A 21,823-nucleotide genomic window follows, 5' to 3' on the forward strand; every position below is an offset into this window, starting at 1 on the left:
CTTCCTCAGAGCGCCTTTGCGGCTTCAAGGACTTCGCGGGCGTGACCGTCGACCTTCACCTTTTCCCAGACCTTGACGACGACGCCGTCAGCGCCGATCAGGAAGGTGCTGCGCTCGACGCCCATGTATTTGCGCCCGTACATCATCTTCTCGACCCAGACGCCATAGGCATTGACGACCGACTTTTCCTCGTCGGCGGCGAGCGTCACCGTCAGGTTGTGCTTCTTGGCGAAGCGGTCGTGTTTCTTCACCGAATCGGGCGAAAGTCCGATCAGCGCGATGCCGGATGCCGCGAATTCGTCGGCAAGCTCCGTGAACGAAATCGCCTCAAGCGTGCAGGCCTGCGTGTCGTCCTTCGGATAGAAGAACAGAACAACCGGGCGGCCGCGCAGGGCGGAGAGCGAGACCATGCCGCCTCCGTCACGCGGCAGGGTGAAGTCGGGAGCGACATCTCCGGGAGCGGGTCTTGCCATGATTAAACCTTCCTTCCGCCAAGTTTTGCAGACAATCGCGCGCTACTGCATGTTTTTATTGGTCTTTGCCGACCTGAGGCCAAAACGTGCAGTGCTTGAGTTCCAGAGCGACATTTGCGCGCCGCAAGGCGCGCGGCGCTCTTGGGCATAGCGAAAATCGTCGACTGCCGTCCAGCGCATTTGTGCTAGATTCGACAGGTTTCGGACGGCATCTGCCGTTACGAAACATTGCAGTCGCCTGCGCGCGCGAATCCTTTTCGCAGGTGGTGGCTTTCCACAGCATGGTCCCGCGTCCCTTGGTGACTCGGCACGACGACATGTGGTCTACAGGAAACGAGAAGCGGTCGCCCCCCGAAACGACGGAAAGAGGCGGCGGCAAAACTCGTATCGAACGGAGGACGTCCGCGCTGATGAGTGAGATCCGCGGCGAAAAAGTCGGCTTTCGCAAGAAAGACATCGTCGCGTTGCATGCGTTGCCTTCGGCGCAGGCGCACGAACCCATGATCGTGCACGCGCCGCGCAAGGGCACGGCCGCGCGCTTGTGCGCCAAGATCGCGCTGCTGACGTCGCTGCTTGCGCTGTCCATCGCAGCGATCCTCATCGTTGTCATCGAAAGCGGGCTGATGGACAGCACGCTCAACGCGCGCGCCCGCACTGCACTCAATGCCGCGCTCGGCGACAACTATCGCGCCGAGGTCGGCAGCACCGTCGTGCGCATGACCGCAAGCGGCGCGATCGCGCTCAGGGCTCGCGAAGTGGCACTCAGCGAAGCCTCCTCCGGCCAGCCGATCGCCAAGCTCCGCGCCATCTCGATCGCGCTCGACCCGCTGGCGCTGATGACCGGGCGGATCGCCGTCTCCAACCTCGAAGCCGAAGGCGGCGATTTCGACACGGGGCTGCTGCCGCGCGGCGAACCGCTCGATCTGACCAAAATTCGCATTGCCGACGTCGGCGATGCGCTTGAGGCAATCTTCTCCCACGTGGACCGCATGTCGCGGATGGCGGCCAGCCGCGGCAGCCAGACGGTCACGCTTTCGGATTTCAGCTTTTCCGTCATCGGTTCGCGCGATCGCATCGTACCCATTGTCGCCAACGCGATTGAGTTCAACCGCGATGCCGGCGGCTCTATGAGCGTGAAGGGGAGCGTCACGGTCGACGGGGTGGATGTCGATCTCAGCGCCGACGCTCTCGGCGACAAGGGACACGTGACCGGCTTCGAAGCGGCGATCACCAACCTGCCGCTCGCGCCATTCTTCTACCATGGCAAATCGGGTTCAGAGCCTCCCTTCGGCGTGGTCGCGTCGGCCGGGCTGCAGTTGAAGGCGACACGGGCAGCCGGGAACGCGAAACCGGATCTGCGCGTCACGGTGCGCACGTCCAAGGGCGAATTCCATGCCGGCAACCTCATCTCGACCCTCAATACGTCGCAAATGGACGTCGCCTATGACTTCGAGCGTTCGTCCGTCGAGATCCTGCCGTCGATGGTCAAGATCGGCCGCTCGACCTTTCCGTTCACCGGCGCGATCATCGACCTCGACAAGATTGCCGACGCAACGGAAAAGGGCTTTGCCATCGACCTCTTGCTCAAGAACGCGAGTTCGGCGCCGGAAGACGTTGCCGACGCGCCGCTGATCTTCGATGCCAAGGCAAACGGTCGCTTCGTGTCGGACAAGCGCCGGCTGATCTTCGATCAGCTCGCCGTATCGAGCCCGCTCGGCTCCATGTACGGCTCGCTTTCGGTCGCCTTCGGCAAGACGTCGCCGCAGATCAGCTTCGCCTCGGTCGCCGATCGCATGGAGGCGACTGCCGTCAAGCAATTGTGGCCGTGGTGGCTGGCCAAGGGCGCGCGCCGCTGGGCGATCGCGAACCTCTTCGGCGGCACGGTTACCAATGCGCGCATCGAAGTGTCGGTCGCCGAGGGCCGGATCGCCAACAACGAGGGTGAACTGAAGCTCAACGAGCAGGAACTCAATATCAACTTCGATATCGATGACACCCGCATCAACATTACGGGCGAGATACCGCCGCTGCGCGACACGGGAGGCAAGTTCAAGCTGAGCGGCCAGCGCATGACGGCCCAGATCAAAGAGGGCACCGCCTTCTTCCCGTCGGGGCGCTCGGTCGCGCTCAACGGCGGCGAGTTCATCCTGCCCGACGTCTACACCAAGCCGCTGATGGCCGAGATGAAGATCGAGGTCGGCGGAAATGCCGACGCGATTGCCGAGCTCGTCAGCTACAAGCCGATCCAGGCGCTGCAGAAGACACCGCTGCTGCCGGAAGATTTCAGCGGCCCGCTGACGGCCGTCGTCGGGGCGCGCTTCGGCCTGATTTCGGACCAGCATCCGCCAAAGCCGCTCTACCAGGTGGAGATGCAGCTTGACGGCGTTACCGTCAACAAGGCGATGTTCGGACGTTCGGCCGAAGACATCGTCGGCACCTTCCGGGTGGACAATCAGCAGGCGCTTCTTGACGCAGACGCCCGTATCGAAGGGGCGAAGATCAAGGTCATCCTGACGGAGCCGGTCGAATCCGGCTCGACCGTGAAACGCTCGCGCCAGATTTCCGGCACGCTCGACGATGCAGTCTGGCGGAAACTCACGCCGGGCCTGTCGCGCATCATCTCCGGCCCGATCGCCATGGATGTGACGATCGACGAGACCGGCAAGCAGAAGGTGAAGATCGGCCTCGCCAAGGCTGCGCTTTCGCTTCCCTGGATCGGCTGGAGCAAGGGAGTGGGCATACCCGCCGAGGCACAGTTCGTCTCAAGCGAGGACGGCGACGGCACCAGCATCAGCGACTTCGCCATCGCCGGCGACGGTTTCGGCGCGCGTGGCGCTCTGCAGGTCGACGATGGCGGCCTCGTATCGGCCGATCTCGACAATGTGCGGCTGGCGCAGGGCGACGACTTCAAGGTCTCGGTCGACCGCAAGAAGGGCGGCTATACCGCGGTCCTGACGGGTGCCGCTGCCGACATCAGGCCGATCCTGGCCCAGCTCAAGGCTGGAAGCGACCAGAGCCAGGACGCGGGCGACGACGTCACGATCAAGGCGCAGCTTGGCCGCGTTACCGGCTTCAACGGCGAGTTCCTGTCCAACGTCAATCTCGTCTATGGCGAGCGCGGGCGCCAGATCGAGGACGTCAATCTTTCCGCCGTCACCAGCAGCGGCCAGGCGCTGGTTGCCAGGCTTGCCAAAGCGGGCGCCGACAACACGCTGGAGCTGACCTCGGGTGACGCCGGGGCCCTGGCGCGGTTTGCCGACATCTATCAGAACATGCGTGGCGGCCTGATCAATCTTAAGCTGCGCGACCGCGGCGGCCGCTCCTGGCGCGGCAGCGTCGATATCCGCAAGTTCCAGCTCGTCGGCGAACAGCGGCTGCAATCGATGGTGTCGACCCCGACCGGCGCGGACGGACGCAGCCTCAATCAGGCCGTCCGGCGCGATATCGACGTAAGCTCGGCCCGCTTCGAGCGTGGCTTCGCTCAGCTTGCGCTCGACCGCGGCGCGATCCGCGTCGACGGCGGCGTATTGCGAGGCACCGATGTCGGCGCGACGTTCCAGGGGACGGTGCGCGACAACAACGGCATCATGGACATGACCGGCACCTTCATGCCTGCCTATGGTCTGAACCGCATCTTCGGCGAACTGCCGCTGATCGGCGTATTGCTCGGCAATGGCCGCGACCGTGGCCTGCTCGGAATCACCTTCAAGCTCAACGGCCCGTTCAATCAGCCGAAGCTGACGATCAACCCCCTGTCGATCATCGCGCCCGGCGTCTTCCGCAGCATCTTCGAATTCCAATGAAAAAGGCCGGCGGTGAGGCCGGCCTTTTTTTAATCGATTGTGGGACGCCTCGGATCAGGCCGGGCGCACCAGGATGTGCTTCTTCTTGCCGAGCGACAGCTTGACGACGTTGTCGCCGGTGACGTCGCCGGTGCCGATGACCCGACGCTCATCGCTGACGGCCTCGTCGTTGATCCTGACGGCACCGCCCTGAACGTGGCGACGGGCTTCGCCGTTGGAAGCGGCCAGACCTGCGCGCACGATCAGCGTCAAGAGGCCAAGGCCGGCTTCGAGCTCGGCAGCCGGGATTTCGACCGAAGGCAGGTCCGCGGCGAGAGCGCCTTCCTCGAAGGTCTTGCGGGCGGTTTCCGCCGCCTGCTCGGCGGCCGGGCGGCCGTGCAGCATGGCGGTGATCTCGGTCGCCAGGATCTTCTTGACCTCGTTGATCTCAGAGCCGCCAAGCTTGGAGAGCCGCTCGATCTCGGCCATCGGCAGGGTCGTGTAGAGCTTCAGGAAGCGGGTGACGTCGGCATCCTCGGTGTTGCGCCAGTACTGCCAGAAGTCATAGGCCGACAGCATGTCCGGGTTCAGCCAGATGGCGCCGTTGACCGACTTGCCCATCTTTGCGCCCGACGAGGTCGTCAGGAGCGGCGAGGTCAACGCATAGAGCTGCTCGGTGCCCATTCGGTGGCCGAGGTCGATGCCATTGATGATGTTGCCCCACTGGTCAGATCCGCCCATCTGCAGGCGGCAACCGGTGCGCTTGTGCAGCTCGACGAAGTCGTAGGCCTGCAGGATCATGTAGTTGAATTCGAGGAAGGACAGCGACTGCTCGCGATCAAGCCGCGTCTTGACGCTGTCGAACGACAGCATGCGGTTGACCGAGAAGTGGCGGCCGACGTCACGCAGGAATTCGAGGTAGTTGATGCCGAGCAGCCAGTCGGCGTTGTTGATCATCAACGCGTCCTTGGGGCCTTCGCCGTAGGTCAGGTAGTTGGAGAAGACCGTCTTGATGCTGGCGATGTTGGCATCGATCGTTGCCGGCGTCATCAGCTGACGGGCTTCGTCCTTGAACGACGGGTCGCCGACCATGCCGGTGCCGCCGCCCATCAGCGAGATCGGCCGATGGCCGGTCGCCTGCATCCAGTGCAGCATCATGATCTGGATCAGACCGCCGGCATGCAGGCTCGGCGCGGTCGGGTCGAAGCCGATATAGGCCGTCACGGTTTCCTTCCGGAACAGTTCATCGAGACCAGACTCGTCGGAGATCTGGTGGATGAAACCACGCTCGCTGAGGGTGTGAAGGAAATCGGACTTGAAACCGGACATGATCTGTCTCTCTTGCGGGGGGAGTTTTTGAACGAACGGGCGTTTAGCACTGTTTTTGCGCATAATCACTTCAAAAGTGATTCTGGAAATATTGACCGCATGACACAGACAAGAACGGCAATCGGCCTGATGAGTGGCACGAGCATGGACGGCATCGATGTCGCTATGCTGAGGACAGACGGGGAGACCGTTGTCGAACGCGGTCCATCCGCGGGCTTCGCCTACGACGCACGATTTCGGGATCGTTTGAAGCAGGGACTGGTCGAAGCGAAGGCGATCACGCAACGCGATGAAAGGCCGGGTGCACTTTCTGACCTCGAGCGCGACCTGACGCTGCGGCATGCGGAAGCGGTGAAGACCTTCCTTGAGCAGAACAACCTGTCGGCGGCGGATATCGAGGTAATCGGCTTTCACGGGCAGACCGTGCTGCACCGCCCCGACGAGGCCCTGACGGTCCAGATCGGCGACGGCCCGCTGCTTTCACGCGAGACCGGCATCGACATTGTTTACGACATGCGCGCCAACGACATGGAACACGGCGGGCAGGGCGCGCCGTTGATCCCCGCCTATCACGCAGCACTTGCGCGGGGTGCGGCCGGTCTTGCGGCGCCGGTCGTCTTCGTCAACATCGGCGGCATTTCCAACCTGACCTTCATCGGCGGGGGCATCGGCGCGGGCGAAACGCTGGTTGCCTATGACAGCGGCCCCGGCAACACGCTGATCGACCAATGGGTCGAGGCCCATGCCGGCATTCCCTACGACCAGGGCGGCATGATCGCCAGCGAGGGCACCGTGCTGCCGGCGCTTGCCGAACGCTATCTCTCCAACCCCTTCTTCACCGCAGCCACGCGCCGCTCGCTGGACCGGAACGATTTTGGACCGCCGGCCGGAAGCGATGCGGGCCTTGCCGACGGTGCCCGCACGCTGGCCCATGTCACAGCGGCGGCGATCATCAAGTCGGCCGGGCATCTGCCGGAACGGCCGGCCACCTATGTCGTCTGCGGCGGCGGACGGCTCAATCCGGTGATCATGGGTGACCTCGGCTTGCTTGCCAAAGGCGAGGGGGCAGCGGTGCTTGCGGCAGAGGACGTGGGTTTCAACGGCGATTCGATGGAGGCCGAAGCCTGGGCGTACCTCGCGGTGCGCGCATTGCAGGACCTGCCGCTCACCTATCCGGGAACGACCGGCGTCCGGTATCCCGTGAGCGGCGGCCGGTTCGCCCGGAAAACTTAAAGTAGATCGCTCGGGTTCGGCATGTGCTTTCCTCCCGAGCGGGTTAATCAAATTTTCGCAACAGCGACGTAGTATCTTGGCCGCTGCCACAGAAGGTGGCGAAGAGCGGCCTGGTGCCGCACGAAGGTTTCGGGTTCGTCGATGGGTGGTGCGATTTCTCTGCTGGCTGTGAACTTCATCATCGCGCAGATATTCACGGCCGCATTTCTCATCATCGCCGCGAAGAGCCGGCAGCGGCGCGCAGCTCTCTGGTGCGCCGCCGGATTTGCCGTCGCTTCGCTTGCCGCCGTCTGCGAAGCCATCGTTCCCTTTTCCTCGACCCCGCGTCTCTTCGCCATCAGCGCCTTCGCCTGCGTGCTCAGCGGCTTCTGCATTCTGCGTTTCGGCCTCGGTCTCTTCTATCAGGTGCCGGTGCGGCTCCCCCTCCTGGGAGCCTTCTTCGCTGCCGGCGTTGCCCTGGATCTGGCGATCTACGACCTGCCCAGAGGCACCTGGCAGCATGCGATCCCATACCAGGCACCTTTCGTCGTGATCCAGGCGTGGACGGCATCCGTCGTCCTTCGCTCCGGCCGCCGCACATTCTTCGACTGGCTGCTTTTCGGCCTGTTGGCGCTCTCTGCCGCCTACTATCTGATAAAGATCTACGCCGCGGTGGCTGCCGGTTCCGGCGCAACCGCCCAGGACTATGTTTCAAGTCCCTTTGCGCTCATTTCCCAGGCGCTTGGCGCGATCCTCATCGTCGGTGCCGGCCTTGCCATGCTCGGCGTCATGGTCAAGGAGATCGTCGACGACGCACAGGCGCGCTCGGAAATCGACCTGCTCTCCGGCCTTTACAACCGCCGCGGCTTCATCGAGCGGGTCATGCCGCTCCTGCACGCCCGCGCCACCCAGACGCCCGGCACGCTTATCCTCGCCGACCTCGACCGCTTCAAACTGGTCAACGACACCTATGGCCACCTCACGGGCGACGAGGTCATTCGCCGATTCGCCCGGGTTCTGATGGATGTGATGCCAAATCGTGCCGTTGCCGGCCGCCTCGGCGGCGAAGAATTCGCGGTTTTCCTGCCCTGCACGGACCTGTCCGAAGCGCGCGTCGTCGCCCACGGCATGCGTGCGGCCATCATGTCCCAGCAGATCGGCGGCCTTCCGGAAGCAGCAAGAGTGACGGCAAGCTTCGGCGTCACGGCCGTCGGCAGCGGCGAGGCGCTCGACCCTGTGATACAGCGCGCAGACAAGGCGCTCTATATGGCCAAGGCGAATGGCCGCAACCGTGTCGAATGCGCCGAAGTGCCGACCACGGTCGTCAATCCGGGGGTGCCCCATTGGATCGGGCGTCCCTAGGGCTTCTTACTCGCACCGTTTCAACGAAAAACCGCCGCGGCTGAAGAGCCACGGCGGTTTGATTCTGTATTGAGGCGTCCTGTTAGCGGATGCGCTTGGCGGCCGGCTCCGGCGTCAGTTCGCCGTTGAGGCGACGGTCGAGGTAATCCTCGCATTCCGCCATCAGGCCCTCGACCTGGCCGTTGAAGAAGTGGTTTGCGCCGGGAACGGTGCGGTGCGTGATCAGAATGCCCTTCTGGGCCTTCAGCTTCTCGACGAGACCGTTCACATCCTTCTCCGGCGCGACCTTGTCGGAATCGCCGTTGATGATCAGACCGGAGGACGGGCAGGGTGCCAGGAATGAGAAGTCGTAGATGTTCGGCTGCGGAGCGACGGCCATGAAGCCTTCGATCTCCGGGCGGCGCATCAGGAGCTGCATACCGATCCAGGCGCCGAAGGAATAGCCGGCGACCCAGCAGCTCTTGGAATCCGGATGCAGGCTCTGCACCCAGTCGAGCGCGGACGCCGCATCCGAAAGCTCGCCGGCGCCATGGTCGAACTCGCCCTGGCTGCGGCCGATGCCGCGGAAATTGAACCGCAGCGTGGTGAAGCCACGCTTCTGGAACATGTAAAAGAGCTGGTAGACGATCTGGTTGTTCATCGTGCCGCCGAACTGCGGGTGCGGGTGCAGGATGATGGCGATCGGCGCGCTCTTCTGCTTCGAAGGCTGATAACGGCCTTCGAGGCGGCCGGCGGGTCCGTTGAAGATGATTTCGGGCATTGGCTCTCCGGGAGTGTTCCTGGTTCGAATCTTGGGTTCAGATCGCGATCAGTCTTGACGAAAGCAGTCAGCTTTTCTAAAACCTAGTTTAGAACCGTTCAAAACTTCTGTGCGGGCATTCCGCCCTGTGCTTCGTCTCATAAGGCAAGCGGCGCGGAAAATTCAAGGAAAATGCATCGCCAGAGGTTGCCGGCTTGCGGCCTGTTGATCTAGCGAAGGAAATCATGTCGGGTTCGCGCATCTATATGGACTGGAACGCCACGGCGCCGCTTCTTGCCGAAGCGCGCGAGGCCTGCCTGTCTGCGCTCGACCTCGTCGGCAACCCTTCGTCCGTCCATGGCGAAGGCCGCGCGCTGCGCACGCTGATCGAAAACGCCCGCCGCGACGTGGCAGCACTTTGCGGCGCGAAAGCTGCCAGCGTCATCTTTACCAGCGGCGCGACGGAAGCCGCCAATCTGGTGCTGACTCCGGACTTCCGCATGGGGCGCACGCCGCTGAAGATCGGCACACTCTACGCCTCGGCGATCGAGCACCCGGCGGTACGCGAGGGCGGACGCTTTCCGCGCGAGGCGTTGAGCGAAATTCCAGTGACCTCGGCCGGAGTTATCGACCTTGCGGCGCTGCGGGACCTGCTTGAAGCGCATGATCGCCAGCTGGGCCTGCCGATGGTCGCCGTCATGCTGGTCAACAACGAGACCGGCATCATTCAGCCGGTTGCCGAAATCGCCGAGATCGTTCGCGCCCATGGCGGCATTTTCGTCGTCGATGCGGTGCAGGCGGCCGGCCGCGTGCCGCTCTCGATCGAAGACCTCGGCGCCGATTTCCTCATTCTCTCCTCGCACAAGATCGGCGGCCCGAAGGGCGCCGGCGCGCTGGTGGCGCGCGGCGAAGTGATGATGCCTGCGCCGCTGATCCGCGGCGGCGGACAGGAGAAGGGGCACCGCTCCGGCACGGAAAACACGGTGGCGATTGCCGGTTTTGCCGCAGCCGCCAGAAAGGCGAGCGAAGGCGTCGGCCAGCGGATGAGCGCGATTGCGGCTCTGCGCGACGGGCTGGAAGCCGAGATGCTTGCGGCCGCGGCCGACGTGGTCATTCACGGCCGCGACGTTTCGCGCGTTGGCAACACGATCTTCTTCACGCTTCCTGGGATGAAGGCGGAGACGGGACAGATCGCCTTCGACCTCGAAGGCGTGGCGCTGTCGGCGGGGTCCGCCTGTTCGTCCGGCAAGGTCGGGCAGAGCCACGTGCTGACGGCGATGGGTTACGATCCGCGCCAGGGTGCGCTCAGGATCTCGATCGGCGAGGGGACGACACAGGCTGATATCGAACGTTGCGCCACAGTGTTTGCAAAGGTAGCAGCACGAAGACGAGCGCCCGGGCAAGCGGCCTGAGACGACGGGACAGGACGAAATTGCGGAAAAGCAATTTTCCGCTTGGCAAACAGGGTGAAAAGCGCCTTTTAGCCATTACATAAGCGGTGTGCCAAGCGCATCGTATTGACAAGCTGCCGGACCTTGGATCCGGCAAGATTGGAGAACGACATGCCTGCCGTGCAGGAGACCATTGATCAGGTCCGTCAGATCGACGTGGACCAGTACAAATACGGCTTTGAGACGACCATCGAAGTCGAGAAGGCCCCGAAGGGCCTGTCGGAAGACATCATTCGCTTCATTTCGGCAAAGAAGAATGAACCGGAATGGATGCTCGAATGGCGCCTTGGCGCCTATCGCCGTTGGCTGACGCTCGAGGAGCCCACCTGGGCCCGCGTCAGCTACCCGAAGATCGACTTCAACGACATCTATTACTACGCCGCGCCGAAGGGCATCACGGGTCCGACGTCGCTTGAAGAGGTCGACCCTGAAATCCTCAAGGTCTACGAGAAGCTCGGCATCCCGCTGAAGGAGCAGGAAATCCTGGCCGGCGTGCAGAAGTCGAAGATCGCCGTCGACGCCGTCTTCGACAGCGTCTCGGTCGTCACCACCTTCAAGGAAGAGCTGAAGAAGGCCGGCGTGATCTTCATGTCGATCTCCGAAGCGATCCGCGAGCATCCCGATCTCGTGCAGAAGTATCTCGGCTCCGTCGTTCCGACGACCGACAACTACTACGCGACGCTCAACTCCGCGGTCTTCACCGACGGCTCCTTCGTCTTCGTGCCGAAGGGCGTTCGTTGCCCGATGGAACTGTCGACCTACTTCCGTATCAACGAGAAGAACACCGGCCAGTTCGAGCGCACGCTGATCATCGCCGAAGAGGGCGCCTACGTTTCCTATCTCGAAGGCTGCACCGCGCCGCAGCGCGACGAAAACCAGCTTCACGCTGCCGTCGTCGAACTCGTTGCGCTCGATGACGCCGAGATCAAGTATTCGACGGTGCAGAACTGGTATCCGGGCGACAAGGAAGGCAAGGGCGGCATCTACAACTTCGTCACCAAGCGTGGCGATTGCCGTGGCAAGAACTCCAAGATCTCCTGGACGCAGGTCGAGACCGGTTCGGCGATCACCTGGAAGTACCCGTCCTGCATCCTGCGCGGCGATGGTTCGCGCGGCGAGTTCTATTCGATCGCGGTTTCGAACGGCCACCAGCAGATCGACAGTGGCACCAAGATGATCCACCTCGGCAAGAACACGTCGAGCCGCATCGTCTCGAAGGGTATTGCCGCCGGCGTTTCGGAAAACACCTATCGCGGCCAGGTTTCGGCCCACCGCAAGGCCGAGAACGCCCGCAACTTCACCCAATGCGACTCGCTTTTGATCGGCGACAAGTGCGGCGCGCACACCGTGCCCTACATCGAGGCGAAGAACTCGACGGCACAGTTCGAACACGAAGCAACGACGTCGAAGATTTCCGAGGACCAGCTGTTCTACTGCCTGCAGCGCGGCATCCCGACTGAAGCGGCGATCGCGCTGATCGTCAACGGCTTCGTCAAGGAAGTCATCCAGGAGCTGCCGATGGAATTTGCCGTCGAAGCGCAGAAGCTGATCGGCATCTCGCTCGAAGGCTCGGTCGGCTAAGGCCCCGGACTGGATATTGAATGCGCGCAAGACATTGCGCCCGAACACACATTCGTTTCCCAAGAGGACGATTAGAAATGCTTGAAATCAAGAACCTGCACGCCCGCATCGCCGAAGACGGCACCGAGATCATCCGTGGCCTGAACCTCACCGTGAAGGCCGGCGAAGTCGCCGCCATCATGGGCCCGAACGGCTCCGGCAAGTCGACGCTGTCCTACATCCTGTCGGGCCGCGAGGACTACGAAGTCACCGAAGGCGACATCCTCTATAACGGCGAGAGCATCCTCGAGCTCGACGCTTCCGAGCGTGCGGCCAAGGGCATCTTCCTTGCCTTCCAGTATCCGGTCGAAATCCCCGGCGTTGCCACCATGCAGTTCCTGAAGGTGGCGATGAACGAGCAGCGCAAGTACCGCGGCGAAGACGAACTGACGACGCCGGAATTCATGCGCCGGGTCAAGGAAGCGGCAGCCGAGCTGAAGATCGCACCGGAAATGCTGCGCCGTCCGCTCAACGTCGGCTTCTCCGGCGGTGAGAAGAAGCGCGCCGAGATCCTGCAGATGTCGCTGCTCCAGCCGAAGCTTTGCGTGCTCGACGAAACCGACTCCGGCCTCGACATCGACGCGCTGAAGATCGTCGCCGACGGCGTCAACGCGCTGCGGTCGCCGGATCGTGCCGTCGTCGTCATCACCCACTACCAGCGCCTGCTCGACTACATCGTGCCGGACAGCGTTCACGTCCTCTACAAGGGCCAGGTGATCAAGTCGGGCGACAAGACGCTTGCACACGAACTCGAAGCCAACGGCTACGCTGACATCATCGAGGCTGCAGCCTAGGGCCTGTCGAAGGAGTGTTCGAATGAATATGCAACAGGCAATCAAGATGACGGCTGCCGAGACGGCGCTCGTCGATGCCTACACCAACCAGATCGGCGACCTGCCGGGTGACGGTTCGGTGCTGTCGGTTCGCGACACGCTGGTGCATGAACTGCGCACCGCCGGCCTGCCGACCCGCCGCGTCGAATCCTGGCACTACACGGACCTTCGCACGCTGCTGCGCGCCGTTCCGGCCGCCGACCCGACAGCCTTTGCCGACCGTGTCGACGCGCTGGTTCCGGGCTCGACCGTGTTTTCGGTCCGCAATGGCCAGGTCGACCTTAAGGGCAACCTGCCCGAGGGCGTGACTGTCCGTTCCTATGTCGACAGCCTGCTCGATGGTTCGGCCACGGCCGGCCTCGCCGTGCTTGGCTTTGACGACGCGATCGGCCGCATCAATGGCGGTCTCGTTCGCGGCGGTCTCGAAATCGCTGTCGCAGCCGAAACCGCGCTCGAAGACCCGCTGGAAATCCAGCTGGTGCAGAGCCTCGGTCAGGCCCATACGCGCTTTCCGGTCACCTTCGGCGCCAACACCAAGGCAACCGTGATCGAGCGGCATCTGTCGACCAAGGACGCCGAAAGCTTCGTCTCCTCCGTCAGCGACGTAACGCTTGGAGAAGGTGCCGATGTCATCTGGATCATCCTGCAGCAGCAGGGTAGCGCCGATACCCATCTCGGCCAGATGCGCTTCGACCTCGGCAAGAACGCCAAGCTGCATCTCTTCGTGATCAACGCCGGCGGCAAGCTGGTGCGCCAGGAGATCCACGGCAAGACGAGCGGCGAGGGCGCGGATTTCAAGCTGCGCGGCATCAATCTGCTCGGCGGCGAAAGCCACACCGACGTAACCTTCACGCTCGGCCACAACGTACCGCACACGACCTCGACCGAGATCATCCGCAACGTCGTGTTCGACCGCGCCAAGGGCGTGTTCCAGGGCAAGATCCTGGTCGCCAAGGACGCGCAGAAGACCGACGCGAAGATGGCGTGCAACACGCTGCTCTTGTCCGACGACGCCGATCTCTCGGCCAAGCCGGAGCTCGAGATCTTCGCCGACGACGTTCAGTGCGGTCACGGCGCAACCGTTGCCGATATCGACCACACGCAGCTCTTCTACCTGATGGCGCGCGGCGTTCCGGAGAACAAGGCGCGAGCGATGCTCGTCAATGCTTTCGTCGCCGAGATCGTCGAAGAGCTGGAAGACCACGAAGCGCTGGTCGAGGCGCTGGAAGAGGTCATCTCGGCCTGGCTCGACAAGCACGCCTGACGGGCTGCTGCGTAATTCCTTAAATCGGCATCGATTTGGGGGTAAAATTATGCAGCGCTTCAACATGTTGCAGCGCGCTTGGCGCGTCCTGAGGGACGCGCGGCGCCTAGGGCAATTGGATTGAGAGACATGGAACACACGGTACCTGTGCCTGCCTACGACGTCGAAGCGATCCGCAAGGATTTCCCGATCCTGTCGCGGACCGTCTATGGCAAGCCGCTCGTCTATCTCGACAACGGCGCATCGGCACAGAAGCCGCAGGTCGTGATCGATGCGATCTCCCATGCCTATTCCAACGAGTATGCCAACGTTCATCGCGGCCTGCATTTCCTGTCGAATGCCGCGACGGAAGCCTATGAGGCGGCGCGCGAAAAAGTGCGCCGCTTCCTGAACGCCCCATCGGTCGACAACGTCATCTTCACGAAGTCCTCGACCGAGGCGATCAACACGGTCGCCTATGGCTACGGCATGCCTGTCCTTGGCGAAGGCGACGAGATCGTGCTGTCGATCATGGAGCACCACTCCAACATCGTTCCCTGGCACTTCATCCGCGAGCGCCAGGGCGCCAAGCTCGTGTGGATCCCGGTCGACGACGACGGTGCGCTGCATGTCGAAGATTTCGTCAAGTGCCTGACGGAGCGCACCAAGCTCATTGCCATCACCCATATGTCGAATGCGCTCGGAACCGTCGTTCCGGTCAAGGAGATCTGCCGCATTGCCCGCGAGCGCGGCATTCCGGTTTTGGTCGACGGCAGCCAGGGCGCCGTGCACATGCCTGTCGACGTGCAGGACATCGACTGCGACTGGTATGTGATGACCGGCCACAAGCTCTACGGCCCCTCCGGCGTCGGAGTTCTCTACGGGAAGACCGACCGCCTGAAGGAGATGCGGCCGTTCCTCGGCGGCGGCGAGATGATCGAGGTGGTGACCGAAGACACCGTTACCTACAACGATCCGCCGCACCGCTTCGAAGCGGGCACGCCACCGATCGTGCAAGCGATCGGCCTTGGCTACGCGCTCGACTACATGGAAAAGCTCGGCCGGGCAGCCATACAGGCTCACGAGGCGGACCTGACGGCCTATGCGCGCGAGCGCCTATCCGCAGTCAACTCGCTGCGGGTCTTCGGCAACACGCCTGACAAGGGCAGCATCTTTGCCTTCGAGCTTGCCGGCATTCATTCGCATGACGTTTCAATGGTGATCGATCGGGCGGGTGTCGCCGTTCGCGCCGGCACGCATTGCGCCCAGCCGCTCTTGAAACGCTTCGGCGTCACCTCCACATGCCGTGCGTCGTTCGGTCTCTACAATACGCGGGCCGAGGTCGATGCGCTGGTGGATGCGCTGGAGCATGCACGCAAGTTCTTCGCTTGAGAAACATGTAAAAGGTTCAAAGATTTATACTAATCTTCTGAACCATAAGAGAAAGTCCAGGAGGCCGATATGAGCCTTGATGCAACGGAAGAAAAGGTCGACGTCCGCGAGGGCATCGTGCATTCGGCGATCCCGGCCGAAGAACTTGCGCGCCTCAGCGACGACATCATCGGCGCGCTGAAGACCGTCTATGATCCGGAAATCCCGGCCGACATCTTCGAACTCGGTCTCATCTACAAGATCGACATCGAAGACGACCGCATGGTGAAGATCGACATGACGCTGACAGCACCCGGCTGCCCGGTTGCCGGTGAAATGCCCGGCTGGGTCGAAAATGCCGTCGGTGCCGTCGAGGGTGTGTCTGGCGTCGAGGTCTCGATGACCTTCGATCCGCCGTGGACGCCGGACCGCATGTCGGAGGAAGCACAGGTCGCCGTCGGCTGGTACTGATCGCGTCCGTATTGATCCGTCAAGGCACGGATACTACATTTGATTCTGTAAGGCGCCGGGCCTTTACCCCGGTGACGACAAGGAGAATGAGCCCATGGGCTTTGCCGTGATGAGCCTGACCGATGCCGCTGCCGGCCGCGTCCGTGCGATCGTCGAAAATTCGGGCGCCGATGCCAAGGGCATTCGTGTCGGCATCAAGAAGGGCGGCTGCGCCGGCATGGAATATGCCATCGATCTCGTGAGCGAGCCGAACCCCAAGGACGATCTGATCGAACATCAGGGCGCGAGGGTCTGGGTTGCGCCTGAGGCCGTGCTCTATCTCCTCGGCACGCAGATGGATTTTGAAGTGACGACGCTGCGCTCCGGCTTCACCTTCCACAACCCCAACCAGACATCCGCCTGCGGCTGCGGCGAATCGGTCGAGCTGAAGCCTGCGGACCTTGCGGCACTGGCCGCCGAGGGTAACGCGGTGGTGCGCGCTAACTAAGTTTCTTTCATTCGCTCCGATGAATAGGTCGGCCCGGTTTTCGCCGGGCCTTTTTTCTGCTGAGATGTAGCCGGGCTGGAACGGAGACTATAGCAATGGCGGCGTTCAATGAGGAACTCGTCTTCAAGGCACTCTACGAGACGTTTCCCGATCCGGTGATCATCATCGACGCCGAGCGGATCATCCGCTCCGCCAACAATGCCGCCCTCCATCAGTTCGGTTACCCGGCCGAAGATTTCATAGGCAAGTCCGTGCGGCTGATCTATGCGAATGATGCCGAGTACGACAAGCGGCTTAAGAACCGCGCCGCGAAGGTCGACGAAACCGCGCCCCGTTCGTCGAACTACCTCTATGTCAGGCGCGACGGTTCGACGTTTTCCGGCCACCTGCGAACGACGCCCTTGATCGACGACCAGGGCGAAGAGCTGGCGCTGATCGGTATCATCAGAGACATTTCGGACCTTACCGAGGCGGTAAGCGAGCGCGAGAAAGCGTCCCGGATGCTGAACGCAGCGCTCGAAGCCATGCCGGAAGGCTTTGCCATCTTCGACCGCCATGAGCGGCTGGTCGTCTACAACAGGGCCTACCAGGCGATCTGCGGCCCGGCCGGACCGGCGCTCAAACCCGGGATCACCGCCGAAGAGATCCTGCTGCTCGCGCGGCAGGGTGGGCATTACCCGGACGCAATCCCGGGAACACGCGAAGGCGACGAATGGATCGCCTCACGGCTGCGCGATTTCCGCCACCCGGACGGAAAACCGAAGATCTATCGCTATGCCGACGACCGCTGGCTGCGCGTGGAGAACATCCGGACAAGGGATGGCAACACGGTTGTTGCGCGTGTCGATGTCACCGACCTCAAGCGCGCCGAACTGGCGCTCGAGCGGCAGCGACAGGAACTGCAGCACAAGAACGAAGCGCTCGACCAATTCACCGCCACGGTCTCCCATGACCTCAAGGCGCCGCTTAGGCACATCTCGATATTCTCCGAAATGATCGAGGACGACATCAAGACAGGAGAGCCGAACGAGCTCGCTGAAAATGCCCGCCATCTGCGCGACAGCGTCAGACGGATGAACCGGGTGGTCGACAGCCTGCTCGATTACGCGCAGATCGCCCATCGCATCACCGACTGGACGCAGGTGAAGCTTGGCGATGTGGTGTCGGAGACCCTGGCGATGCTTGCCAGTGACGCGCGAGCGGCCAATGCCACATTCGAGGTTGGTGCGCTGCCTGACGTGGAGGGGGATCCGGAGCTGCTGCGGCGGCTCGTCCAGAACCTGGTCGGCAATGCGATAAAGTATCGCCACGCCGACCGATCGCCGGTGATCCGAATCAATGGAAGCGTGTCCGACCACACCGTGGAACTCGTCGTCGAGGACAATGGCATCGGCATCGATCCCCGCTTTGCAACACGCATTTTCGAGGTGTTTCAACGCCTGCACAAGGACGAAACGGTTTACGGCGGCACCGGCATCGGCCTGGCGCTCGCAAAACGTATTGCCGAAAGCCACGACGGCTCAATCTGCCTTGACACAACCTTTCGTGAAGGCGCACGTTTCATCGTGCTTCTTCCGAGGCGGCTGAGGAAGACGAAGTAGGGCGGAACAAGGTGGTCTCGACGCCAAAGCGATTGCTCTTGGTGGAAGACGACGCGCACGACGCGCGTTTCGTGATGAGAGCCTTTGCTCAGGTTGATCACGCCATCGAGATTGTTCCGGTCAGCGACGCTGATGAGGCCGTCGAACAGCTCGGCCGCAACCACTTCGACTGCATCCTCATGGACATCAAGCTGCCCGGCAGCGACGGCATCGAGCTTCTAAGGCGCGTGCGCAAGAGCCGCGCGACCGCACTGATCCCGATCATCGTGCTGACGTCATCGATCAATCCGGCCGACGTGCTTCACTGCTACGGTGCCGGCGCCAACGCCTATGTCGCAAAGCCGTCCTCGGTCACCGAGTATCGCCGCTTTGCGGAGGCCTTCATCCGCTTCTGGGTGGAAAGCACGATCCTGCCGGCGGGGATGAGCACCCGCCGATAGACCGGCGGTCCACATGCTGCCGGCATTCCACCTCACGATTTTGGGAAATGGCGTCGAGCGCACTTGGAGCGCAACTTGCAGCGAGCGAAACTTGGAGCGCGCATGCGGCGCTTCCAGTTCCAGGCGCAGCCGCGCCAGGACAACCGGCGGAGCATTGCTGCTCCGCCGGTCCCTGTCTTTACTCCGCAGCTTCCGCGTAGCTTTCGAGCGGCGGGCAGGTGCAAACGAGGTTGCGGTCGCCGAAGACGTTATCGACGCGATTGACCGGCGACCAGTACTTGTCCACCCGGAAGGCGCCCGGCGGGTAGCAGGCCTGTTCGCGCGAATAGGGACGATCCCATTCGCCGACCAGGTCTTCGACCGTGTGCGGAGCGTTCTTCAGCGGATTGTTGAGCTTGTCCATCCGGCCTTCCTCGATGGCGCGGGCTTCCTCGCGGATTGCCAGCATTGCCTCGCAGAAGCGGTCGATCTCGGCCTTGGTTTCCGATTCCGTCGGCTCGATCATCAGCGTGCCAGCAACCGGCCAGCTCATGGTCGGCGCGTGGAAACCGCAGTCGATCAGGCGCTTGGCGACATCGTCAACGGTGACGCCGGCGCTTTCGACCAGCGGACGGGTGTCGATGATGCATTCATGCGCGACACGCCCCTTCGACGACTTGTAGAGTACCTCGTAGGCGCCCTTCAGCCGCGCGGCGATGTAGTTGGCGTTGAGGATCGCCACCTTCGTCGCCTGGGTCAGGCCTTCGCCGCCCATCATCAGGCAGTAGCTCCAGGAGATCGGCAGGATCGAGGCCGAACCGAAGGGAGCAGCCGAAACCGCGCCGTCCTGGCCATCCGTTTCCGGGTGGCCGGGCAGGTAGGGTGCCAGATGCGCCTTGACGCCGATCGGGCCCATGCCGGGACCGCCGCCGCCATGCGGGATGCAGAAGGTCTTGTGCAGGTTGAGGTGGCTGACGTCGGAACCGATGTCGCCGGGGCGGGCAAGGCCGACCATGGCGTTCATGTTGGCACCGTCCATGTAGACCTGGCCGCCGTGCTTGTGCACGATCTCGCAAACTTCACGCACGTTCTCCTCGAACACGCCATGCGTCGAGGGGTAGGTGATCATGCAGCAGGAGAGGTTTTCGGCATACTGCTCGGCTTTCGCACGGAAATCTTCCATGTCGATGTCGCCGTTTTCGCTGACCTTGATGACGACCACCTTCATGCCGGCCATCTGGGCCGAGGCAGGATTGGTGCCGTGCGCGGAGGTCGGGATCAGGCAGACATCGCGGTGGCCGTTGCCATTGGCGATGTGATAGGCGCGGATCGTCAAGAGACCGGCATATTCGCCCTGGGCACCCGAGTTCGGCTGCATCGAGATCGCGTCATAGCCGGTGACGGCGCAGAGCTTTTCCGAGAGATCCTCGATCATGTGCCGGTAGCCAGCCGCCTGATCCTTCGGCACGAAGGGATGGATTTCTGAAAATTCCGGCCAGGTGATCGGCAGCATTTCCGCGGTCGCGTTCAGCTTCATCGTGCACGAGCCGAGCGGGATCATCGCCCGGTCGAGCGCGAGGTCGCGGTCTGACAGACGGCGGATGTAGCGCGTCATTTCGCTTTCGGCGCGGTTCATGTGGAAGATCGGATGCGTCAGGTACTCGCTGGTGCGCAGCAGCGCTTCCGGAAGACGATAGTCCGGATCGAACTGCTCGACCTTGAAGTCGCCACCGAAGGCGCGCCAGACGGCTTCGAGCGTGACGGGGCGCGAACGCTCGTCGAGGCTGATGCCGATCTTGGTTTCGCCGATCTTGCGCAGGTTTACTTCCTCGGCGACCGCAGTCTTGAGGATGATGCCCTGCAGCTTGCCGACTTCGACGGTGATCGTGTCGAAGTACACGTCGGGCTCGACGGTGTAGCCGAGCTTTTCGAGGCCCATGACGAGACGAACGGTCTTCTGGTGAACGCTCTGGGCGATCGCCTTGATGCCCTTCGGACCATGGAAGACAGCGTACATCGAGGCCATGACGGCGAGCAGAACCTGCGCGGTGCAGATGTTCGACGTCGCCTTTTCGCGGCGGATGTGCTGTTCGCGGGTCTGCAGCGACAGGCGGTAGGCGCGATTGCCGCGCGCATCGACCGAGACGCCGACGAGACGGCCGGGCATCGAGCGCTTGTGCGCGTCCTTGACGGCCATGTAGGCCGCATGCGGACCACCGTAGCCGACCGGGACGCCGAAGCGCTGGGTGCAGCCGATGGCGATATCGGCACCCATTTCGCCGGGCGACTTCAGAAGCGCCAGCGCCAGCGGATCGGCGGCAACGGTCGCGATCGCGCCGGTCTGGTGCAGACGGGCGATCAGACCGGTGAAATCGTTCACGTGGCCGTAGGTGCCCGGATACTGGAAGATCGCGCCGAAAACGTCGACCGGATCGAGATCCGTGAAGGGATTGCCGATGACGATCTGCCAGCCGAGCGGCTCGGCGCGGGTCTTCAGAAGCGCGATCGTCTGCGGATGGCAGTTCTCGTCGACGAAGAAGGACTTGGCCTTCGACTTCGAAACGCGCTCGGCCATCGCCATGGCTTCGGCGGCAGCGGTCGCTTCATCAAGGAGCGAAGCGTTGGCAACGTCGAGGCCGGTCAGGTCGCAGACCATGGTCTGGTAGTTGAGCAGCGCTTCCAGGCGGCCCTGGCTGATTTCCGGCTGGTAGGGCGTATAGGCCGTGTACCAGGCCGGGTTTTCCAGGATGTTGCGCTGGATGACCGGCGGCGTGATCGTGCCGTAATAGCCCTGGCCGATCAGCGAGACGAGCTTCTGGTTGCGGTTGGCCGTTTCGCGCATCTTGTCGAGCGCCTCGCGCTCGGTCATCGGCGCGCCCCAGGCAAGCGGCGTCTTCTGGCGGATCGACGGCGGCACGGTGTCGTCGATGAGCGCGTCGAGCGTCGGGTAGCCGACGACCTTCAGCATCTCGTCCATTTCGGCCGGCGACGGGCCGATGTGACGCCGGTTGGCGAAGTCATACGGCTTGTAGTCCGTAAAGGTGAAATCCTTGGGCATGCTCATCAGGCGACGAGCTCCTTGTAGGCCGCTTCCTCGAGGAGGGCGTCGGCATCGCTGGGGTTGGCAAGCTTCAGCTTGAAGAACCAGGCAGCGCCCTGCGGGTCGCTGTTGACCAGCGACGGGTCGTCGACGATCGCCTGATTCACTTCGACGATTTCGCCGTCAAGCGGACAATAGACGTCGGAAGCTGCCTTTACGGATTCGACGGTGGCGGCGGAATCGCCCTTCGAGAAGGTCGAACCGGTTTCCGGCAGTTCAACGAAGACGAGGTCGCCAAGCTGGCCGGCGGCGTGCTCGGTGATGCCGACGGTTGCGACACCGGCTTCGATCTTCAGCCACTCGTGTTCCTCAGTGAACTTCAACATTATC

17 protein-coding genes are annotated in these 21,823 nt (G+C 62.7%); 12 read left to right on the forward strand and 5 right to left on the reverse strand.

Annotated elements, in window-relative coordinates:
* Positions 1 to 5: 5 nt before the first annotated feature.
* Positions 6 to 473 (reverse strand): peroxiredoxin, encoded by a 468-nt coding sequence (locus XB14_RS08370; protein ID WP_077961156.1) that lies wholly within the window; start codon positions 471 to 473, stop codon positions 6 to 8.
* Positions 474 to 883: 410 nt separating this feature from the next.
* On the opposite strand from XB14_RS08370, the gene XB14_RS08375 reads away from it, so the two are divergent.
* The gene (locus tag XB14_RS08375; protein ID WP_077961157.1) at positions 884 to 4,276 is read left to right on the forward strand and encodes a DUF3971 domain-containing protein; all 3,393 of its coding nucleotides are present in this window, start codon (positions 884 to 886) and stop codon (positions 4,274 to 4,276) included.
* 54 nt (positions 4,277 to 4,330) lie between these two features.
* Here XB14_RS08375 and tyrS read toward each other — a convergent pair whose 3' ends face one another.
* On the reverse strand, positions 4,331 to 5,584 hold the full coding sequence (tyrS, locus tag XB14_RS08380) for a tyrosine--tRNA ligase (protein ID WP_077961158.1): 1,254 nt from the start codon (positions 5,582 to 5,584) through the stop codon (positions 4,331 to 4,333).
* A 99-nt stretch (positions 5,585 to 5,683) separates the two neighbouring features.
* On the opposite strand from tyrS, the gene XB14_RS08385 reads away from it, so the two are divergent.
* Both XB14_RS08385 and XB14_RS08390 read left to right on the forward strand, forming a co-directional pair.
* Complete coding sequence (locus XB14_RS08385) at positions 5,684 to 6,817, forward strand: anhydro-N-acetylmuramic acid kinase (protein WP_077961159.1); 1,134 nt, start codon at positions 5,684 to 5,686, stop codon at positions 6,815 to 6,817.
* 141 nt (positions 6,818 to 6,958) lie between these two features.
* Positions 6,959 to 8,158 carry a sensor domain-containing diguanylate cyclase gene (locus tag XB14_RS08390; protein WP_077961160.1) on the forward strand — a complete coding sequence of 400 codons (1,200 nt, stop codon included), beginning with the start codon at positions 6,959 to 6,961 and terminating at the stop codon, positions 8,156 to 8,158.
* Between the two features lie 82 nt (positions 8,159 to 8,240).
* Here XB14_RS08390 and XB14_RS08395 read toward each other — a convergent pair whose 3' ends face one another.
* Positions 8,241 to 8,918, reverse strand: coding sequence for an alpha/beta hydrolase (locus tag XB14_RS08395; RefSeq protein WP_077961161.1), 678 nt, complete (start codon positions 8,916 to 8,918; stop codon positions 8,241 to 8,243).
* Between the two features lie 224 nt (positions 8,919 to 9,142).
* Between XB14_RS08395 and XB14_RS08400 the strand changes: the two genes are divergently transcribed.
* The 9 genes from XB14_RS08400 to XB14_RS08440 all read left to right on the forward strand — a co-directional run bounded on the left by XB14_RS08400 (position 9,143) and on the right by XB14_RS08440 (position 18,414).
* A complete protein-coding gene (locus XB14_RS08400; RefSeq protein WP_077961162.1) occupies positions 9,143 to 10,309 on the forward strand; it encodes a cysteine desulfurase family protein in 1,167 nt (388 codons plus the stop codon).
* Between the two features lie 150 nt (positions 10,310 to 10,459).
* Entirely contained in the window at positions 10,460 to 11,929 is a 1,470-nt protein-coding gene (gene sufB / locus XB14_RS08405; RefSeq protein WP_077961163.1) for a Fe-S cluster assembly protein SufB, read from the forward strand.
* A 77-nt stretch (positions 11,930 to 12,006) separates the two neighbouring features.
* Positions 12,007 to 12,762: a Fe-S cluster assembly ATPase SufC gene (gene sufC, locus XB14_RS08410; RefSeq protein ID WP_077961164.1), complete on the forward strand. Its 756-nt coding sequence runs from the start codon at positions 12,007 to 12,009 to the stop codon at positions 12,760 to 12,762.
* A gap of 22 nt (positions 12,763 to 12,784) precedes the next feature.
* On the forward strand, positions 12,785 to 14,065 hold the full coding sequence (sufD, locus tag XB14_RS08415) for a Fe-S cluster assembly protein SufD (protein WP_077961165.1): 1,281 nt from the start codon (positions 12,785 to 12,787) through the stop codon (positions 14,063 to 14,065).
* A 129-nt stretch (positions 14,066 to 14,194) separates the two neighbouring features.
* Positions 14,195 to 15,436, forward strand: coding sequence for a cysteine desulfurase (locus XB14_RS08420; protein ID WP_077961166.1), 1,242 nt, complete (start codon positions 14,195 to 14,197; stop codon positions 15,434 to 15,436).
* Positions 15,437 to 15,505: 69 nt separating this feature from the next.
* A complete protein-coding gene (locus tag XB14_RS08425; protein ID WP_077961167.1) occupies positions 15,506 to 15,886 on the forward strand; it encodes an SUF system Fe-S cluster assembly protein in 381 nt (126 codons plus the stop codon).
* Between the two features lie 94 nt (positions 15,887 to 15,980).
* Entirely contained in the window at positions 15,981 to 16,373 is a 393-nt protein-coding gene (gene sufA, locus XB14_RS08430; protein ID WP_077961168.1) for a Fe-S cluster assembly scaffold SufA, read from the forward strand.
* Positions 16,374 to 16,468: 95 nt separating this feature from the next.
* The gene (locus tag XB14_RS08435; RefSeq protein ID WP_077961169.1) at positions 16,469 to 17,974 is read left to right on the forward strand and encodes a sensor histidine kinase; all 1,506 of its coding nucleotides are present in this window, start codon (positions 16,469 to 16,471) and stop codon (positions 17,972 to 17,974) included.
* 41 nt (positions 17,975 to 18,015) lie between these two features.
* Positions 18,016 to 18,414, forward strand: coding sequence for a response regulator (locus tag XB14_RS08440; RefSeq protein WP_234804034.1), 399 nt, complete (start codon positions 18,016 to 18,018; stop codon positions 18,412 to 18,414).
* A gap of 178 nt (positions 18,415 to 18,592) precedes the next feature.
* On the opposite strand, the gene gcvP is transcribed toward XB14_RS08440, so the two are convergent.
* Together gcvP and gcvH are read right to left on the reverse strand one after the other, a co-directional pair.
* Entirely contained in the window at positions 18,593 to 21,457 is a 2,865-nt protein-coding gene (gene gcvP / locus XB14_RS08445; protein WP_077961171.1) for an aminomethyl-transferring glycine dehydrogenase, read from the reverse strand.
* Positions 21,457 to 21,819, reverse strand: coding sequence for a glycine cleavage system protein GcvH (gene gcvH, locus XB14_RS08450; RefSeq protein ID WP_077961172.1), 363 nt, complete (start codon positions 21,817 to 21,819; stop codon positions 21,457 to 21,459). The genes gcvP and gcvH overlap by 1 nt, the downstream gene beginning before the upstream one ends.
* Between the last annotated feature and the right edge of the window lie 4 nt (positions 21,820 to 21,823).

It is taken from the genome of Ensifer adhaerens, assembly GCF_002007205.1.
Taxonomy (GTDB): domain Bacteria; phylum Pseudomonadota; class Alphaproteobacteria; order Rhizobiales; family Rhizobiaceae; genus Ensifer; species Ensifer adhaerens_D.

Excerpts from the sequence above, each read along its gene's own strand:
- XB14_RS08425 (WP_077961167.1), top strand. The coding sequence starts at position 15,506 with ATGAGCCTTGATGCAACGGAAGAAAAGGTCGACGTCCGCGAGGGCATC.
- sufA (WP_077961168.1), top strand. The coding sequence starts at position 15,981 with ATGGGCTTTGCCGTGATGAGCCTGACCGATGCCGCTGCCGGCCGCGTC.
- XB14_RS08390 (WP_077961160.1), top strand. The coding sequence starts at position 6,959 with ATGGGTGGTGCGATTTCTCTGCTGGCTGTGAACTTCATCATCGCGCAG.
- XB14_RS08375 (WP_077961157.1), top strand. The coding sequence starts at position 884 with ATGAGTGAGATCCGCGGCGAAAAAGTCGGCTTTCGCAAGAAAGACATC.
- XB14_RS08370 (WP_077961156.1), bottom strand. The coding sequence starts at position 473 with ATGGCAAGACCCGCTCCCGGAGATGTCGCTCCCGACTTCACCCTGCCG.
- tyrS (WP_077961158.1), bottom strand. The coding sequence starts at position 5,584 with ATGTCCGGTTTCAAGTCCGATTTCCTTCACACCCTCAGCGAGCGTGGT.
- XB14_RS08400 (WP_077961162.1), top strand. The coding sequence starts at position 9,143 with ATGTCGGGTTCGCGCATCTATATGGACTGGAACGCCACGGCGCCGCTT.
- gcvH (WP_077961172.1), bottom strand. The coding sequence starts at position 21,819 with ATGTTGAAGTTCACTGAGGAACACGAGTGGCTGAAGATCGAAGCCGGT.
- XB14_RS08435 (WP_077961169.1), top strand. The coding sequence starts at position 16,469 with ATGGCGGCGTTCAATGAGGAACTCGTCTTCAAGGCACTCTACGAGACG.
- gcvP (WP_077961171.1), bottom strand. The coding sequence starts at position 21,457 with ATGAGCATGCCCAAGGATTTCACCTTTACGGACTACAAGCCGTATGAC.
- XB14_RS08420 (WP_077961166.1), top strand. The coding sequence starts at position 14,195 with ATGGAACACACGGTACCTGTGCCTGCCTACGACGTCGAAGCGATCCGC.
- sufC (WP_077961164.1), top strand. The coding sequence starts at position 12,007 with ATGCTTGAAATCAAGAACCTGCACGCCCGCATCGCCGAAGACGGCACC.
- sufD (WP_077961165.1), top strand. The coding sequence starts at position 12,785 with ATGAATATGCAACAGGCAATCAAGATGACGGCTGCCGAGACGGCGCTC.
- sufB (WP_077961163.1), top strand. The coding sequence starts at position 10,460 with ATGCCTGCCGTGCAGGAGACCATTGATCAGGTCCGTCAGATCGACGTG.
- XB14_RS08395 (WP_077961161.1), bottom strand. The coding sequence starts at position 8,918 with ATGCCCGAAATCATCTTCAACGGACCCGCCGGCCGCCTCGAAGGCCGT.
- XB14_RS08385 (WP_077961159.1), top strand. The coding sequence starts at position 5,684 with ATGACACAGACAAGAACGGCAATCGGCCTGATGAGTGGCACGAGCATG.